This window comes from Marinobacter sp. RI1, assembly GCF_041155085.1.
Lineage (GTDB): Bacteria > Pseudomonadota > Gammaproteobacteria > Pseudomonadales > Oleiphilaceae > Marinobacter > Marinobacter nauticus.
This window is the reverse complement of the sequence record NZ_AP031605.1, coordinates 2,186,436-2,203,495: the sequence shown is the minus strand read 5'-3', so window position 1 is coordinate 2,203,495 and position 17,060 is coordinate 2,186,436. Positions and strand designations below refer to the sequence as shown.

At 55.9% G+C, this 17,060-nt stretch carries 16 protein-coding genes and 1 tRNA gene; 5 read left to right on the top strand and 12 right to left on the bottom strand.

What is annotated here, in order from left to right:
- Nucleotides 1-95: 95 nt before the first annotated feature.
- From ACAM27_RS09870 to ACAM27_RS09845, 6 genes are all read right to left on the bottom strand, one after another.
- Entirely contained in the window at nucleotides 96-521 is a 426-nt protein-coding gene (locus tag ACAM27_RS09870; RefSeq protein WP_369611867.1) for a hypothetical protein, read from the bottom strand.
- Between the two features lie 436 nt (nucleotides 522-957).
- Nucleotides 958-1,314, bottom strand: a complete 357-nt coding sequence (locus tag ACAM27_RS09865) for a hypothetical protein (protein WP_369611870.1) — start codon at nucleotides 1,312-1,314, stop codon at nucleotides 958-960.
- A 510-nt stretch (nucleotides 1,315-1,824) separates the two neighbouring features.
- Nucleotides 1,825-2,133: a hypothetical protein gene (locus ACAM27_RS09860; RefSeq protein ID WP_369611869.1), complete on the bottom strand. Its 309-nt coding sequence runs from the start codon at nucleotides 2,131-2,133 to the stop codon at nucleotides 1,825-1,827.
- 480 nt (nucleotides 2,134-2,613) lie between these two features.
- Nucleotides 2,614-2,976, bottom strand: coding sequence for a hypothetical protein (locus ACAM27_RS09855; protein WP_369611868.1), 363 nt, complete (start codon nucleotides 2,974-2,976; stop codon nucleotides 2,614-2,616).
- A gap of 144 nt (nucleotides 2,977-3,120) precedes the next feature.
- On the bottom strand, nucleotides 3,121-3,546 hold the full coding sequence (locus ACAM27_RS09850) for a hypothetical protein (protein ID WP_369611867.1): 426 nt from the start codon (nucleotides 3,544-3,546) through the stop codon (nucleotides 3,121-3,123).
- Between the two features lie 89 nt (nucleotides 3,547-3,635).
- A complete protein-coding gene (locus ACAM27_RS09845) occupies nucleotides 3,636-4,106 on the bottom strand; it encodes a hypothetical protein (RefSeq protein ID WP_369611866.1) in 471 nt (156 codons plus the stop codon).
- 368 nt (nucleotides 4,107-4,474) lie between these two features.
- Here ACAM27_RS09845 and ACAM27_RS09840 point away from each other — a divergent pair, with 368 nt between their 5' ends.
- Nucleotides 4,475-5,461: an integron integrase gene (locus ACAM27_RS09840; RefSeq protein WP_369611865.1), complete on the top strand. Its 987-nt coding sequence runs from the start codon at nucleotides 4,475-4,477 to the stop codon at nucleotides 5,459-5,461.
- On the opposite strand, the gene ACAM27_RS09835 is transcribed toward ACAM27_RS09840, so the two are convergent.
- Nucleotides 5,458-5,793: a 4a-hydroxytetrahydrobiopterin dehydratase gene (locus tag ACAM27_RS09835; protein ID WP_011784492.1), complete on the bottom strand. Its 336-nt coding sequence runs from the start codon at nucleotides 5,791-5,793 to the stop codon at nucleotides 5,458-5,460. The two genes, ACAM27_RS09840 and ACAM27_RS09835, sit on opposite strands and share 4 nt — an antisense overlap.
- 127 nt (nucleotides 5,794-5,920) lie before the next feature.
- Between ACAM27_RS09835 and imuA the strand changes: the two genes are divergently transcribed.
- The 3 genes from imuA to ACAM27_RS09820 are packed head-to-tail and all read left to right on the top strand — an operon-like array spanning nucleotide 5,921 to nucleotide 11,157.
- The gene (gene imuA, locus ACAM27_RS09830) at nucleotides 5,921-6,613 is read left to right on the top strand and encodes a translesion DNA synthesis-associated protein ImuA (protein WP_369611864.1); all 693 of its coding nucleotides are present in this window, start codon (nucleotides 5,921-5,923) and stop codon (nucleotides 6,611-6,613) included.
- A 3-nt stretch (nucleotides 6,614-6,616) separates the two neighbouring features.
- Complete coding sequence (locus tag ACAM27_RS09825; protein WP_369611863.1) at nucleotides 6,617-8,038, top strand: DNA polymerase Y family protein; 1,422 nt, start codon at nucleotides 6,617-6,619, stop codon at nucleotides 8,036-8,038.
- On the top strand, nucleotides 8,038-11,157 hold the full coding sequence (locus ACAM27_RS09820) for an error-prone DNA polymerase (RefSeq protein WP_369611862.1): 3,120 nt from the start codon (nucleotides 8,038-8,040) through the stop codon (nucleotides 11,155-11,157). The genes ACAM27_RS09825 and ACAM27_RS09820 overlap by 1 nt, the downstream gene beginning before the upstream one ends.
- Before the next feature lie 56 nt (nucleotides 11,158-11,213).
- On the opposite strand, the gene ACAM27_RS09815 is transcribed toward ACAM27_RS09820, so the two are convergent.
- The 4 genes from ACAM27_RS09815 to dbpA all read right to left on the bottom strand — a co-directional run bounded on the left by ACAM27_RS09815 (nucleotide 11,214) and on the right by dbpA (nucleotide 16,242).
- Nucleotides 11,214-12,548: a sodium ion-translocating decarboxylase subunit beta gene (locus tag ACAM27_RS09815; RefSeq protein ID WP_031209652.1), complete on the bottom strand. Its 1,335-nt coding sequence runs from the start codon at nucleotides 12,546-12,548 to the stop codon at nucleotides 11,214-11,216.
- Nucleotides 12,549-12,561: 13 nt separating this feature from the next.
- Nucleotides 12,562-14,349, bottom strand: coding sequence for a sodium-extruding oxaloacetate decarboxylase subunit alpha (gene oadA, locus ACAM27_RS09810; RefSeq protein ID WP_023011360.1), 1,788 nt, complete (start codon nucleotides 14,347-14,349; stop codon nucleotides 12,562-12,564).
- Between the two features lie 42 nt (nucleotides 14,350-14,391).
- Nucleotides 14,392-14,643 (bottom strand): OadG family protein, encoded by a 252-nt coding sequence (locus ACAM27_RS09805; protein WP_011784486.1) that lies wholly within the window; start codon nucleotides 14,641-14,643, stop codon nucleotides 14,392-14,394.
- 225 nt (nucleotides 14,644-14,868) lie between these two features.
- Nucleotides 14,869-16,242: an ATP-dependent RNA helicase DbpA gene (gene dbpA / locus ACAM27_RS09800; RefSeq protein ID WP_369611861.1), complete on the bottom strand. Its 1,374-nt coding sequence runs from the start codon at nucleotides 16,240-16,242 to the stop codon at nucleotides 14,869-14,871.
- Between the two features lie 104 nt (nucleotides 16,243-16,346).
- Here dbpA and ACAM27_RS09795 point away from each other — a divergent pair, with 104 nt between their 5' ends.
- Nucleotides 16,347-16,883, top strand: a complete 537-nt coding sequence (locus tag ACAM27_RS09795) for a DUF2058 domain-containing protein (protein ID WP_011784484.1) — start codon at nucleotides 16,347-16,349, stop codon at nucleotides 16,881-16,883.
- A gap of 99 nt (nucleotides 16,884-16,982) precedes the next feature.
- Here ACAM27_RS09795 and ACAM27_RS09790 read toward each other — a convergent pair.
- Nucleotides 16,983-17,059, bottom strand: a tRNA-Arg gene (locus ACAM27_RS09790).
- Nucleotide 17,060 lies beyond the last annotated feature (1 nt).

The following is a 17,060-nucleotide window of genomic DNA, read 5'->3' as shown; positions in this document are numbered from 1 at the left end:
CAACACCTGTAGATTTGCGTTTAGTGTAACGCTATCAGGCGTCTACTGTATCGGGGGCTTGCCACAGCGTAGTACCGGTCAGCTTCACCCACTGGTTAACTGATGTGCCTGATTGCCCCGGAATCATCTGCATAGCAAAGACCTGGGATAGCTAAGGTAATCGCCCCAAACTCGGGCAGCGCTTCGCTCTTCGCAACTACCGGAAAAGATACTTTGGAAGAATCGTCTGAACTTGGTCTCGTGATACCGAACCAGAATCCGATGGCCTCCCTATTGCGCCACAACAGGGGCTGGCAAGATGCAATATCGGCGGGTCTTGACCAGATTACGTAGCCGAGCCACTCATCACCGTTGGATTCCGTAAACCTTGCTCGAACCAGAAGATGAGAGTTGGGATCACTGAGCTCCATATCCCTTGCCGGCCTTATTTCAGTTTCATCTTCTCCTTCATCCATAGGGAAAACCCAAAAAGGGTGTTTCTCTATGTCAGGTTCAGTAAGCTCCCAAATCTGTTTTCTCATTCTTCTCTTCAGTTAACGCCAGCCAGCATGCGCGGCTACGGAATGGAGGCGAAGCCGCAATGCAGTAGGCGTCGCGTGCCTGGCCTTGTTATGTGCTTACTCATCATATTCAATGAAATCCCATAGGCCTTCGTCCTTGAATCTTTGTATAGCCTTTTCCATCAACTCCAAGGATACCGAATCTCTAAACACCGTAACGGTCCTAGTTCTCTCTGTGTCATCTCGGAAAATCTCTATCACAAGCTCGTCATCTTGGTATATCTCGACACCAATACCGTCTCTTGGATTCACATCGCTAGCAACAACGACTCTATCTTTTGGGAAGGACATTCAGCCCCCGTGACACATAACGCCGATGTTAAGCGGCCGACTTGCCGTAGCACCGCGTAGGCAAGGCGGTCCGGTGGAGGCCCGCTAGGGCCGGAGCGTACTTGAACTACTGGTTATGCGATTTACCCGTAAGGTAAAACCTGAATACCAATGCTTGTACCAGCGCGACCAGCCCCCAAAAAGCTGCAGCCTGTAGATTTGAGAAGATCAAAACACCCGCAAAAAACAGAATAGCGACGACAACGTAATATCGATAGCCACCACTCGTATACTTACAAATAACCCAATGACTGGGGAGACCGACCGCTAACCAGCCAAGCACCGAAAGCAAAATGTAAACCGCACTAAAAATGCCGGCGAATGCGAGAAAGCCATAGGCACTATTCAGGCTGGAAAATGCATCTAGCGTTAACGCGCCGTAAACGAAAAATGCAGCACCTACCCAGCCAATGCTCTTTAACATGGCTTTGTCCCAACAGCCCAACTCCAATCATTCTCTCCTACGCATAACGCCAGCCATAAGCGGCGCCCTGACAAGGGCGTCCGGTGGAGGGCCATCGGCCCGGAACAACCTTCATGGCCTTGTTATGAGTTTTCACTGTCGTATGCATTCATCAAAGTATTTAGTCTTGCTATATCGGGGCTTTCGTTAAAGAGATCTGGATCTCGCTCGAAGAGCATTTCGATGTAGTTGTGCATGATCTTGTACTCCCGAATATTGCGAATCCTTCCACGTCGCAAGATTGGATTGACCTGAAACCCGAACACCTGGCGGTCAAGCACGATGATGCCGAACCTGAATAGGACGAATACCAACAACAATAGAGCAAATACAAGAATCAAAGGCACCCAACTTTCCTCAATTTACTCATAACGCCGATGTTAAGCGGCCGGTTTGGAGGCGCACCGCGCCGGAAAACCGGTCCGGTGGAGGCCGATAGGCCGGAACGTACTTGAACTACTGGTTATGTTTTTAGGCTTCGTAGGTAGCGATCTCACTTAGCCACCAATTCAATTTGTCATCAAGTTGCCATTTTTCAGGTGTCTCGAATGCCTTTTGGAGAATTTGTTTCTCTGTCTCGACGTCAATGGCCTCAACTACCAAGCTTCCGCTTTCCCAAAGTGTTGCTCTTCCCAGAAGGCCATTGCCATCAATTTCGATGTAGCGAGATTTAACGGTATCTCCCAACTCTCCGGTTATAGAGACAGCATAGCCTTCAGCACCAAATATTTTTGATTTGGAGGATTTCCACTGTTCTAAGTACGCTAATAGCTCATTCATGGTGAAACATAACGCTAAGGTAACCGGCGCCGGAGCGCAGCGGAGGGAACCAAAAGCGGTACGCTTTTGGCGTCCGGTTGACCGCCTGGTTAATGGCCGTTCACCACCATGGTTAAGCCTGGAAACCCAGGCCGCATGCCCTCTCCCGGACAGCTTGCACCAACTCGACGGATGGCGACAGGAACCAGAACGCAAAAGCCGCCGACCCGGTTACCATTTAAGACGGACGGCCCCGCGACTGGGGCACGTCATGAATACCGACACTGCTGGCCATTGTGGCAACCAAACCAAACAGCGCATTTTCCGGCCTTGGCGATCACCAGAGTGAGCGGGCTTACAACCAATCCCGGTGCCAAGGCCTTTGCACCCCACCTGCTAAAAACTCACGAATGCCGGGCCAATAACGCTGAGCTTAGCGGCGACCTTGTAATGGAGGCGAAGCCGCAATGAAAAGGGCGTCCGGCGGCCATCGGCCGCGCACTACAGCGACTTGTTAAATGTATTCTCGGCGTAACGCACGATTTCGGATGCCGACGACAGATATTCGTTGGGATATTCAGCGAAATCCTTGTCGATAGGATTGTGGCTCATGTATGTGCGTTGCCGCCAACGATCGATGGCCTCAATCTCATCTGCAGCGAGAGATCGCCAATTCTCTCTCAAAAATGCGCCATGCCATTCATGAAGAACCCTTGCGTCGCCAATTTCGGCGATAGAACCAAAGCATTTCTCATCGTATGGCCACTTAACCAGAAAGCTGAAGCTCGCGTACGGCTCATATGGCACAAAACACCAGAGCGTGCCGCATTCCGGACACAACTTCAGCGAAATCCAATTTGCCACCCGAACTTGTTCAAGCTCTGGGAGCCTGATGTATGTCCAGATTGATCTACTCTCTGATTCGCAGGTTCTACACATGACATTTAACGCCTTGGGTAAGCTGCCGGTGCGGAGCGCAGCGTAGTACCGGTCAGCTTCACCCACTGGTTAACTGATGTGCCTGATTGCCCCGGAATCATCTGCATAGCAAAGACCTGGGATAGCTAAGGTAATCGCCCCAAACTCGGGCAGCGCTTCGCTCTTCGCAACTACCGGAAAAGATACTTTGGAAGAATCGTCTGAACTTGGTCTCGTGATACCGAACCAGAATCCGATGGCCTCCCTATTGCGCCACAACAGGGGCTGGCAAGATGCAATATCGGCGGGTCTTGACCAGATTACGTAGCCGAGCCACTCATCACCGTTGGATTCCGTAAACCTTGCTCGAACCAGAAGATGAGAGTTGGGATCACTGAGCTCCATATCCCTTGCCGGCCTTATTTCAGTTTCATCTTCTCCTTCATCCATAGGGAAAACCCAAAAAGGGTGTTTCTCTATGTCAGGTTCAGTAAGCTCCCAAATCTGTTTTCTCATTCTTCTCTTCAGTTAACGCCAGCCAGCATGCGCGGCTTTGTAGTGGAGGCGAAGCCGCAACGAAAAAGGCGTCGCCGTGCCTGGCCTTGTTACGAGAGCGGCTTCCATAAATGCTCTCTCAGTCTGACCTTACTTTCCATAAGCCCTGCTTCGAGAGACTCCGCCTGATCCACCAACCGCTCTAGCTCTGAAAATTCAATTACTTCATCTTCTTTTTTTTCTGAAGCAATAGCTTCAATGAAGTTATCTTCTTCGCTGAAAAGGCATAGCACTAAAGGGTTGTGAGCGACAGCATTACGTTTTTCGGCAAGCTTTCGAGCTTTCTTAAGGTTAGTGATGAATGCTTCAATTTGTTCGGCCGGTGCATCCTGCTCTCTAGCAAGGTCGACTACCAAATCGACTCTCTGTGCAAATCTCATATTCATTACATGGCAGTAGACAGAAGGCTTGAGCCACTCTTTTAAGCAGCGCAAGGTAAGGCTTTCCATTGCAGCGAAGGCGATCAAAAATCGACCAACCAACGTCGCCCACTTGTGATCAAGGTCTACGATCTTTGCCATGGTATTCCTTGCTCGTAACAGCTAATTATACGAACGCGTTCGTATAACACGCATTCGTATAACTCCAAAAAACTCGGCCCTAACAAACCCCAGCTTCACCAATAAAATCAGAAAATTACCTGAATCCACCACGGCTACCGCCGGAGTTATACGCCCGTGTTCGAGCCACCCCTGCTCCAGATTGGGGGCGTATAACTCCGCACGCCCCGATACTCCTTTTCAAACTTATCAGAAGGTTAGCAACATTTCGCCCTGGTTTCCCGGAGTTTTGCGAACGCGTTCGTATAACTCCGCTTCTGGATACTTGATTGACAATCCCGAAAAATCAAATACTGTATATTTATACATAACCATCAAGGAGCCAGGATATGGACATCCGCTGCCCGATTTCTCCGCAATCCACACGCTTTCTGGATCGGCTCAGAAATTTTATCCGACTTCGCGGTCTCGCTTACAAAACCGAAAAAACCTATGTGTTCTGGATCAAGCGCTTTATCCGCTTCCATGGTCGAAAACACCCGGAATCTATGGGTACAGCGGAGGTTGAAGCCTTTCTTTCCCATCTGGTTCTGCAGGCGAATGTCAGCGTGGCTACTCAGCGTGTCGCTTTGAATGCTTTGATATTTCTTTATCGGGAGTTTCTGGGAACACCATTGGAAAACCTGGAGTATGAAGCGGCAAAAAAGCCCAAGAGGCTTCCGGTTGTGTTCAGCCCGGACGAGGCCAGGCGGGTAATTGATAATCTGAAGGGCGAATTCAAGCTGGTGGCCATGCTGATCTACGGTGCCGGCCTGAGGATTAACGAAGCTCTTCGCTTACGTGTCAAAGACGTCGATTTCGGCATGCAGCAGTTGATCATTCGCGAAGGGAAAGGCAGCAAAGATCGAATAACACTCCTGCCAGACCGTCTGATTCAACCACTGCAAAACCAGATTCATGCGGCACTTCTGCAGCATCAGGCTGATTTGGCCAAAGGCTGTGGCTCGGTATATATGCCGGCTGGCTTGTCCAAAAAATACCCCAATGCCAGTCAGGAACCGGATTGGCAGTATGTTTTTCCCGCGCCGGATCTTTCTATCGATCCTCGCTCGGGTATCCGGCGAAGACACCACATGATGGATCGAACTGTGCAAAAGCACTTCAAACACGCTATCAGGGAGGCGGGCATTCATAAACCGGCGGGCAGCCATACCTTCCGGCATAGCTTTGCCACCAGGCTACTGGAATCGGGCTACGATTTACGGACCATTCAGAAACTGCTCGGCCATTCCGATGTCCGCACCACGGAAATTTATACCCACGTTGTTCGCAAGGGTGGCTTTGGTGTTCGTAGCCCGGTAGACGAAGCCTTTTAATAGAGTTCGTCGGTTCTGGCGGCCATGATGAAATCGTTTTTGTGCAGGCCTCCGATTTTATGGGTCCACCAGCGTACGGTGGCTTTCCCCCATTCCAACAATATCGCGGGGTGGTGGCCTTCTTCTTCCGCCAGGTCCGCCACCTTGTTGGTAAAGGCCTGGGCCTGGACAAAGTTTTTGAAGGTAAACACCCGCTGTAACTGCTCTTCCCCATCCTGAACGATCAACTGCCATTCAGGCACGTCTTTCAACAGGGTCTGCTTTTCAGCATCCGTGACCTGGGGTGCATCGGCACTGCAGGCGCTGCAGCTTTGCTGGCCAAGATTCGACATAGCGTCCTCCACTATATTTGTGGCTTCAACCACATCGTGGGTGCCCACCCGTCGTTTATCAACCCGGCAGTTGAAATCGACCCTTTTTCCGAATACTGTATATATAAACAGTACTCGAGAAATAAGCATGAGCAAATCACTCAACCACCTGCTTCAGGATGCCCGTATCTGGCAGGGTCATAAGCCCCAGAAACACGCCTCTCCGGCGGAGCACACGGGGTATCAGGTTCTGGATAACCAACTTGGTGGGCTCGGCTGGCCCAAGGGTGCCTTGAGTGAATGCCTGCTGGACAGCTGTGGCATTGGCGAGCTGCACCTGGTACTTCCGCTTATGCAGAAGGTCGCCAGGCAGGGAAAGACCATTTTCTGGCTGAACCCGCCCCACACACCTTATGCCCCGGCGCTGGCCAGGGCTGGCGTAAATACCGATCAACTGGTGCTGGTTCAAACTCACGATCCCGCTGACTTTCTGTGGACACTGGAAAACTGCCTGCGCTCCCCTGTCACAGGCCTGGTGATGGCCTGGCCGGGGAAGTTGGCCACCCGGGATATCCGCCGGCTGCAACTGGCTTCCGAAGCGGGTAACAATGTCTGCATTCTGTTTCGGGAACGTCGGCAGGCAGAGCAGCATTCACCGGCCGCGCTTCGGCTGGAATTGATTCCCGGAGAACACCAGGATCTCAAGATCAACATTCTGAAACGCCGTGGTAGCTGGCCAGGGCAGCGCTGCACTCTTGCCCTTGGGCAGCGCGCGGGCATTCAGGCCAGCGACCCCACTGGTGTTATTCAGGGGCCATGGTCACAGGATGGAGCCACCTGATTCATGTTGTGGCTGTATCTGCACTTCCCTCACCTGCTGCTGGATCATGTTCGCCGCAGCAAGCAAACTCAGGGCGCACTTGCGGTGGTCGATCTTGCCGGGCAGGCTATTCTGCAGGTTTGCCCAGAAGCCGATCACCTGGGTATTCGGCCGGGCATGCGCCTCAAGACCGCACTGGGCCTGGCACCAGACCTGGTGATTCTGCATCTCGATTCTCAACAGGAAGCCAATCTGCTGGAAGAGCAAGCCCGCTGGCTATACCGTTACGCGGCCCACATTACCCTGTCGCCGCCGCACGGTCTGTGGGCTGAAGTCAGCAGCCTCCAGCGGTTATATGGCGGGCTTCCCGCCGTTTGGCAAACCGTCGAGCAGGCTCTGGAAGAGCGGCAACTCACTGCCTGGCTGGCTCTTGGGCATACGCCACTGGCGGCTCAGCTCCTTGCGCAAGCAGGCAAAGGCGAGTGCACCGCAGACAAAGGCCACATTCTGACGGCCCTGGGCAAACTGCCTCTGGTGGCTGCGGGTTTTGATGAAAAATCCTGTACCCGCCTGCATCGCCTGGGGCTGAATACGCTGGCTGAAGTCTTCAATCTGCCAGCCCGGGAACTGGCACGGAGGCTATCCCCGGAGCTGCTGGCACGTATACAAAAAGCCCAGGGCACCAGGCCAGACCCCAAATCGCCCTGGCACCCCCCGCACCGATTCCGCCAGCGGGCCGATTTTATTCAGGAAGTGGAGCATGCCCAAGGGCTTTTGTTCGCGCTGCAGCGGATTCTGACCGAGCTGGAAGAAGACCTGTGCTGGCGCCAACAGGACACCGATACCCTGCATCTTTTACTCCAACACCGGCACGAAGAAGCCACCCGGTTAACGTTGCGAACGACTGGCCCGGAGCATCGGGCAGAGAGTTTTCTGAAACTGCTGCGCCTGAAACTGGATCAGCACCCGCTGCGGGCACCGGTGATCAGTCTGTCCCTGTCGGTAAAGCGGTTTCTGGGCCGGGAAGCTCCGGTTGGCCAGGACCTCCTGGGCGATGGACAGGACCTGAATGAAGCCTGGCATACGCTGGCCAGTCGTTTACAGGCCCGGCTTGGTACTGAGGCATTGCAACAGCTTGCACCGAGGGCAGACCACCGCCCGGAGTTTGCCTGGACAGCCTCCGCCATAAAACCAGCCAGCAGGCACAGCGAAACACCAGAGGTCTCTGGCCTGCCTGCGCGCCCTTTATGGCTGTTATCCACGCCGCACCCACTGGCAGAACCTCCGGCCAGATGGTTCTCGGGGCCGGAACGCATCAGTGCTGGCTGGTGGGACGGCCAGCGGGTGCACCGTGACTACTATATTGCCCAGTTGTCCAACGGCCAGTTGGCGTGGGTGTTCCGGGATATTCGCGATGGCTGGTACATACACGGGTGGTTTGGCTGATGGATTCTGATTACGCCGAGCTGTTCTGCTTCAGCAACTTCACCTTCCTGACCGGCGCCTCCCACCCCCATGAACTGGCCGAGCAAGCCGCGGAGCTTGGCTATCGGGCAATTGCCATCACCGATGCCTGCTCGGTGGCGGGCATCCCTAGAGCCTGGGCAGCCCTTAAAGACAGCCCGGTAAAGCTGATTACCGGGAGCTGGTTCGAACTGAGCGATACTCCCGAGGGCGCCACTGCCCCACCCCGGTTCATACTGCTGGCTCGAACCCGCGAGGGCTACGGTCAGCTTTGCCAATTGATCACCACCGGGCGGCGACGCGCTGAGAAAGGGCAATACCGGTTATTTACCCGGGACATCGAAACCCATTCGCTGGACCACTGCCTCTGCCTGTGGCTGCCACCGCTGGTATCACAAACCAACGCGCACCAGGCATTGATCACCGGCGAATGGCTGCAACGGATTTTCGAGCACAGGCTACGCCTTGCAGCGACCCGCACACTGGAAGCCGGCGAGGAACAGCAACTGGTCCGTGTACGGTGGTTAGCTGAACAAATGCGCTGCGCAGTGGTGGCAACCGGCCAGGTTCATATGCATCGCCGCGAACGCCAGCCATTACAGGACGTGCTGACAGCTCTGCGCCACCACACCACGCTGGAACAGGCCGGACACTGCCTGTTTCAGAATGCCGAGCGTTATTTGCGCCCGATACCGGTTATCCGGCGACTATTCCCCGAGCCCTGGGTTCGGGAGACCGTGGCAATCGCCGAAGCCTGCAGCTTTGAGCCTGGCAGCCTGCGTTATGAATACCCTCCCGATTTAGTGCCGGAACACGAAACACCCACATCGTTTCTGGCGCGACTCACCCGGGAGGGTGAACGGCGGCGTTACCCATCGGGCACACCCATGAAGGTGCAGGCACTGATTCGCAAAGAGCTGGAGCTGATTGCCGAACTGCGCTACGAACACTATTTTCTCACCATCCACGACATCGTCGACTTTGCCCGGCGCCAGGGCATTCTTTGCCAGGGCCGGGGATCCGCAGCCAATTCCGCAGTCTGTTACTGCCTGGGCATCACCGAGGTGAACCCGGCCAATGTGGAACTGCTGTTTGAACGGTTCATCTCCAAAGACCGGGATGAGCCCCCCGACATCGATGTGGATTTCGAGCACGAACGGCGTGAGGAGGTCATTCAGTACATTTACCAGCGCTACGGCCGGGAGCGGGCCGCCCTGGCCGCCACCGTGATTCGTTATCGCCCCCGCAGCGCCATTCGGGATGTCGGCAAGGCGCTGGGCTTTGATGCCACACTGGTGGAGAAGCTGCTGGATGGCATCGACTGGCGTGACAAGACCACCGGCTGGCGCCAGCAGATTCTGGACAAGGGCCTGACCCGCAGCCCCAACGTCGCGGATCAGTTCTTCACGCTGGTGAACACCTTGCTGGGCTTTCCACGCCACCTGTCCCAGCACGTGGGCGGTTTCGTGATCAGCGCCGGCCCGCTTTCAGAACTGGTGCCTGTCGAGAATGCCGCCATGGAAGGGCGCACGGTTATCCAGTGGGACAAGGACGACCTGGAAAGCCTGGGGCTGATGAAGGTGGATGTCCTGGCCCTGGGCATGCTCACCGCCATTCGCAAAGCACTGGCGCTGATCAGTGAAGAGAAAGGCACGACGTTTACCATTCAGGACGTCCCTCAGGAAGACCCTGACACCTACGCCATGCTGCAAAAAGGCGACAGTATCGGTGTCTTTCAGGTGGAGTCCCGCGCCCAGATCAACATGCTCCCGCGGCTGAAACCGGAAACCTGGTACGACCTTGTGATCGAAGTCGCCATCGTTCGCCCGGGCCCCATACAAGGCGACATGGTGCACCCCTACCTGCGCCGAAAACACGGCATGGAAGCAGTAGAATACCCCAACGATGCCGTACGCCAGGTGCTGGAGCGCACCCTCGGGGTGCCGATCTTCCAGGAACAGGTCATCAAACTGGCCATGGTCGCCGCCGGTTTCAGTGCGGGCGAAGCCGACAAACTTCGCCGTGCCATGGCAGCCTGGAAATCCCATGGCGATCTGACACCTTTCCGCGACAAACTGATTCAAGGCATGCTGGAGCGGGGCCACGATGCCGACTTCGCCGAGCGCCTGTACAAACAGATCTGCGGCTTTGGTGGCTATGGATTTCCGGAATCCCATGCCGCCAGCTTTGCCTTGCTGGTGTACGTCTCCGCCTGGATCAAACGCCACCACCCGGCAGCGTTCTATTGCGCTCTGCTCAACAGCCAGCCAATGGGCTTTTACTCGCCCAGCCAACTGGTTCAGGATGCCCGGCGCCACAACGTTACCGTGCTGCCACCAGACGTCAACCACAGCCAGTGGCAGCACACCCTGCAAGGTCAGGAGCAGCACCTGCTCCTTGGCCTTAGAATCATTCAAGGCCTGTCTCGCAATGGCGCCGAGCGCGTCCACCAGAACCGCCCGGCAAACGGTTACCAAAGCGCCGCCGAACTGCGCGCCCGAGCTGGCCTCAACCAGAGTGACATGGAACTTCTCGCCGGCGCCAACGCCATGCCCGGCTTCACCCGCAACCGCCACCAGGCTTACTGGCAACTGCTCGAACACGAAGAACCCGCTGAGCTCTTCGCTAACGAAGCCATGACCAAATACACACCGGAACCCTGCCACCTGCTCCCGGAGCCCACCGAAGGGCAAAACGTACTGGCCGACTACAGCAGCCAGGGTTTAACACTACAAAGGCATCCCCTTGCCCTGCTCCGCGAACAAGGCCACCTGCGCCATTGCCTCACCGCCAATCAACTCAAAGCCACCCGTCCCGGCATCCCCGTACAAGTTGCCGGCCTGGTCACCGGCCGCCAACGGCCCGGCACCGCTTCCGGCGTCACCTTCGTCACCCTTGAAGACGAAACCGGCAACGTCAACGTCGTCGTCTGGCTAGACACCGCCCGCCGCCAACGCAAACCGTTGCTCACCGCCCGGTTGTTACACGTAAAAGGAGTTATCGAGAAAGAAGGGGATATCGTTCATGTCATGGCCGGCAAGCTGTCTGACTTGAGCCATCTGATCAACTCGCTACCGGTCAGCTCCCGGGATTTCCACTGACCACAAACGCAAAAACCCCGCCAAAGGCGGGGTTTTCAGGGCAGTGTCGGTAAGGATCAGCCGAGCAGCTTGATCATTACCCCCGCTGCAACCGCAGAGCCAATAACACCGGCCACGTTCGGGCCCATAGCGTGCATCAGCAGGAAGTTCTGCGGGTTGGCTTCCAGGCCCACCTTGTTGGAGACCCGCGCCGCCATCGGCACCGCGGATACACCTGCGGAGCCAATCAACGGGTTGATCGCTTCCTTGGTGAACTTGTTCATCAGTTTCGCCATCAGTACACCGGAAGCGGTGCCTACACCGAAAGCCACAATACCCAGGCCCAGGATACCCAGCGTCTGGCCATCCAGGAACTTGTCGGCCATCAGCTTGGAGCCAACAGACAGACCCAGGAAGATGGTTACGATGTTGATCAGCGCGTTCTGTGCGGTATCGCTCAGACGCTCTACCACGCCACACTCACGCATCAGGTTACCGAAGCAGAACATACCCAGCAGCGGAGCCGCATCGGGCAGGAACAGAACCACGGCAATCAGAACAACCAGAGGGAAGACAATCTTCTCTTTCTTGCTCACCGGGCGCAGCTGCGACATCTTGATGGCACGCTCTTTCTCGCTGGTCAGCGCCTTCATGATCGGCGGCTGGATCATCGGCACCAGCGCCATGTACGCATAAGCAGAGACGGCAATCGCACCCAGAAGATGCGGGGCCAGTACGCTGGATACGTAGATGGAGGTGGGGCCGTCGGCGCCACCAATGATGCCGATTGCAGCGGCCTCGAGGATATTGAACTCCAGTATCCCCGTCCAGTCCAGCAACGCCGCGCCAATAACGGTACCGAAAATACCGAACTGCGCAGCCGCACCCAGAAGCAGGGTTTTGGGGTTAGCAAGCAAAGGGCCGAAATCGGTCATCGCCCCTACACCCATGAAAATCAGCAGAGGACCAACGGTACTGCCGATAATCACAGAGTAGAAGTTATACAGCATGCCATTGCCGTAGCCGTAATCCTGCGCAATGGAGTTGGCCATCGCCATTTCGGAATAACTGGCTTCTTTCACCGCTACTTTGAAGGCTTCTTTCAACTCAGGCGTAATCGCCTGTCCGACCTGATAGGCCACATCCAGCGGCGCCGCCAGTGCAGCCAGAACCTTGGAGTTGCCACCCTGCAAAGCAAAGTGAATAGCGTTTTCAGCCGCAGTCAGGGCAAGCCCTGCCTCCGGAATATTCGCCAGAATGCCACCAAACCCGATGGGCACCAGCAGCAACGGCTCAAACTTCTTGTTGATCGCAAGATAGAGAAGCAACAGGCCAATAGCGATCATGATCACCTGGCCCAGCTCGATGTTGAACAGGCCACTGCCTGTCCACAGTGTCATTAATTTATCCATGGAATGCTGGCCCTTATGCGATTGTCAGCATTTCATCATCAGGGGAGACGGCATCACCGACCTTGATGAAGACTTCGCCGATAGTACCGGCTTTCGGTGCGCGAACCTCGGTTTCCATCTTCATGGCTTCGAGGATAATCAGCACGTCACCTTCCTCAACGGTGTCACCCGGGGAAACCAGAACCTTGAAGATGTTACCGCCCAGCGGCGCCACCAGAGGCTCGCCTTCGCCTGCCGCCGGAGCAGGTGCAGAGGAAGCGGCCGGAGCAGACGCGGTGCCACCGTCACCCTGGATCTGGGTAATCTCGCCACCTTCAGAAACCGCCACCACAAACTTCTTGCCGTTAACGTCCACGGTGTAAGTCTCCGGGCCCGCGGCTTTCTTGGCCGGCGCGGCGTCTTCTGCGGTCGGGACCGGCTCGAACGCATCCGGGTTGTTGCGGTTCTCCAGGAACTTCAGGCCGATCTGTGGGAACAGCGCGTAGGTCAGCACGTCGTCTTCAAGATTGTCGGCCAGCTTGATGCCCTTCTCGTCCGCCAGCTTCTTGAGCTCGTCGGTCAGCTTGTCCATTTCCGGTTCAAGCACATCTGCAGGACGACAGGTCATGACTTCCTTGCCATCCAGAACACGCTCCTGCAGCTCTTTGTTCATGGGGGCTGGCGCTGCGCCGTACTCACCCTTCAGAATGGCGGAGGTTTCCTTGGAGATGGACTTGTAACGCTCGCCGGTCAGAACATTCAGTACCGCCTGGGTGCCGACAATCTGCGAGGTCGGGGTCACCAGCGGAATGAAGCCCAGGTCTTCACGAACCTTGGGAATTTCTTCCAGCACCTGGTCAAACTTGTCGCTTGCGTTCTGCTCACGCAGCTGGTTTTCCATGTTAGTCAGCATACCGCCCGGTACCTGAGCAATCAGGATGCGGGAATCAGTGCCGCGCAGGCTGCCCTCGAACTTCGCGTACTTCTTGCGCACCTGGCGGAAATAGGCGGCAATTTCTTCCAGGAGGTTCAGATCAAGACCGGTGTCACGATCGGTACCTTCCAGGATGGCCACAACCGCCTCGGTGGGCGAGTGACCATAGGTCATGCTCATGGAGGAAATAGCAGTATCCACGTTATCGATACCGGCTTCCGCAGCCTTGATGGCGGTGGCGGTCGACATGCCGGTGGTGGCGTGGCACTGCATGTGGATGGGGATATCCAGCTCTTTCTTCAGGCGGCTGACCAGATCATAGGCCACATACGGCTTGAGAATACCAGCCATGTCCTTGATTGCGATTGAGTCTGCGCCCATGTCGGCGACTTCTTTCGCCAGATCTACCCACATATCGATGGTGTGCACAGGGCTGGTGGTGTAAGCAATCGTACCCTGGGCATGCTTGCCAGTCTTGCGAACGGCCTTGATCGCGCGATCCATGTTGCGGGGATCGTTCATGGCATCAAAAATACGGAACACGTCTACGCCGTTCTCGGCGGCACGCTCACAGAAACGGTCAACCACATCATCCGCATAGTGACGATAGCCCAACAGGTTCTGGCCGCGCAGAAGCATCTGCTGGCGAGTATTGGGCATGGCTTTTTTAAGTTCGCGGATGCGCTCCCAAGGGTCTTCGCCCAGGTAACGGATACAGGCATCAAAGGTAGCCCCACCCCAGGATTCCAGCGACCAGAAACCCACTTTGTCGAGTTTCTCGGCGATTGGCAGCATGTCGTCCAGACGCATGCGGGTGGCGAGCAGGGATTGGTGGGCGTCACGCAGAATTACGTCCGTAATCCCCAGCGGTTTTTTCGTGTCAGTCATCGTGTCAGCCTTCTGTTAAAAGGTTCTAATCGTGTACCGGGGTCACTTCTTGTGGCGTGACCGGTATTGTGCAATCGCCTTCTTGATGGCCTCGGCGGTGTCAGGGTCAACCGACGTGGGCGCCTTCGGCTTGGCACGTGGCGTTCTGGCCGGGGTTGCCGGCTCTGGCGGCGCAAACCGCAGGATGATTTTGGACATCAGGCCGGTCGCGAATACCAGAATAATCAGGAACACGAACACGAAGCCCATGCCGGCAATCATCAAGTCTACGGCTTGTGACATCAGCTCATTCATATCGAACAGCTACCTGTATTGGTTTGTTGATTTCCCCGTACCGCCCGACAAGCCACCACTAAAACTAAAGTCTAATGGCCCGGCGGAACAATTCGGGAGGCAAAATCCTGCGTAATTTACCGTTTTCAATGACCAGGAGCAACCTGAAGCACGCATTTCTATAGGGACTTTCCGAGCGTCCCGGCCTGAAATGACACCTGCTGCAACAGCCTCATCAGGCGTTAATCATGCATATCTAACCCGGAATTTCCGACCTTTCACCTTACCTTTCTCCAGCCGCGCCAGCGCCTGGGCCGCCCATCGGGATTCAACCGCCACGAAGCACTGAAAGTCGAACAGATCGATTTTGCCAACGGCAGCGCCGGGAATACCGGCCTCGCCGGTAAGAGCTCCCATCACGTCGCCAGGGCGCACTTTGTCTTTGCGACCGCCAGCCAGGCACAGCGTTTTCATGGCCGGTGTAACCGGGCGCAACGCCTCCGCCAGCAACGCTTCGGTATCGCCCCACAACACCGGCTCGCCCCGCTCCGTTTCCAGGCGTGTAATCTTGTGGCCCTGGCGCGGAGTGCAGAGAGTAACCGCATGCCCCTGCTCGCCTGCCCGGCCGGTACGGCCCACCCGATGGGTATGCACCTCGGGATCCCGCGCAGGCTCGGCATTGATGACCAGTGGTAGCCCTTTGATGTCGAGCCCCCTTGCCGCCACATCGGTAGCCACCAGAACCGTACAACTCTGGTTGGCAAATCGAACCAGAGCGCTGTCCCGTTCGCGCTGGTCCAGATCGCCATGTAGCGACAACGCCGAAAAGCCGAGACGACCCAGTTCATCCGACAGCTCATCACAGTCCCGTTTGGTGGTACAGAACACCAGAGACGACACCGGCTGAAAACGGGAAAGCAGTGCTGCCACGGCCGCCGCCCGCTGATCCGGCTGGATTTCGTAAAAGGATTCTTCAATGGTGATGGCGGCCGCTTTTGATTCCACCCGCACGTCTTCCGGCTTGCTCTGGAATTGCTCGCTCAGCTTTCTGATGGCCGGCGGCCAGGTGGCGGAGAACAGCAGCGTCTGCCTGCTACCGGGGGCTTGGGAGACAATGCTGGTGACCACCTCCTCGAACCCCATATCCAGCATACGGTCCGCCTCGTCCAGCACCAGCACTTTCAAGCCATCCAGCGAAAGCGTACCTTTGCGCAGGTGGTCATCTACCCGGCCAGGGGTACCCACGACGATATGAGCGCCATGGCTGAGCGACCCGATCTGGGGGCCGATAGGCACACCACCACACAACGTCAGCACCTTCACGTTATCTTTGGCCCGTGCCAACTCTCGCAACGCTTTGGCCACCTGATCCGCCAGTTCCCGGGTGGGACAAAGAACAAGACTCTGAACCCGGAAGCGTCGCGGATCGATGGCCTCGATAATCGGTATCCCGAACGCTGCTGTCTTGCCGCTGCCGGTTTGCGCCATGGCAATCACGTCCTTGCCCGCCAACGCAAGCGGAACTGCCTCTGCCTGAACCGGCGTGGGTTGCTGGTAACCCAATTGATCAAGGTTGGCCTGCATGGCCGCAGAAAGACCAAGCGCTTTAAAAGATGACATAGAAAAATCCGTGGGGTGGGTTGTGATGGGTTATTGAGAGAATGCTGACGGCGTATACTTAACGTTTGATCGCACCAGTTTATCATGAATTCACGGAGTCGCTGATGGCCTCACTGCAGGAACAGTTATTAAAGGCCGGGCTGGCCGACGAAAAGAAAGCCCGGGAAGTACGAAATGAAAAACGAAAACAGAGAAAGCAACAGCCCAAAGGCGCCACGACCGTAAACGAAGCCGAAGAGCGCGCCCGCAAGGCTCGCCAGGAAAAGGCCGAGCGGGATCGGCAGCTCAACCTTGAGCGCAAGAAAGAGGCTGAGAAAAAGGCGATTCAGGCACAGATTCGGCAGCTGATCGAAACCAATCGCCTGGACCGGAGCCGCGGCGAAACCTCCTACCAGTTTGTCGACGGCAAGAAGATCAAGAAGATTCTGGTGAACGAACAGATGGTGGACCAACTCTCTCGAGGCCGTCTGGCCATTGTGGCGCTGGGTGACCACTATGAGATCGTCCCGGACAGGGTGGCCCGCAAGATTATGGAGCGCGATGAGAGCGCCATCATCTCAATGCATGATCGTAAACAGGATGACGCAGGCGAAGACGACCCGTATGCAGGGTATGAAATCCCCGACGATTTGATGTGGTAAAGACAATAAAAAACCCCGCACAAGGCGGGGTTTTTTATTTTGTATAGCAAAACGCCTCAGCCTGTGGGGTACACAAACTGAGGCGCTTTGACTTTAATATGGCGCGGCTGGGAGGATTCGAACCTCCGACCGCCTGGTTCGTAGCCAGGTACTCTATCCAGCTGAGCTACAGCCGCT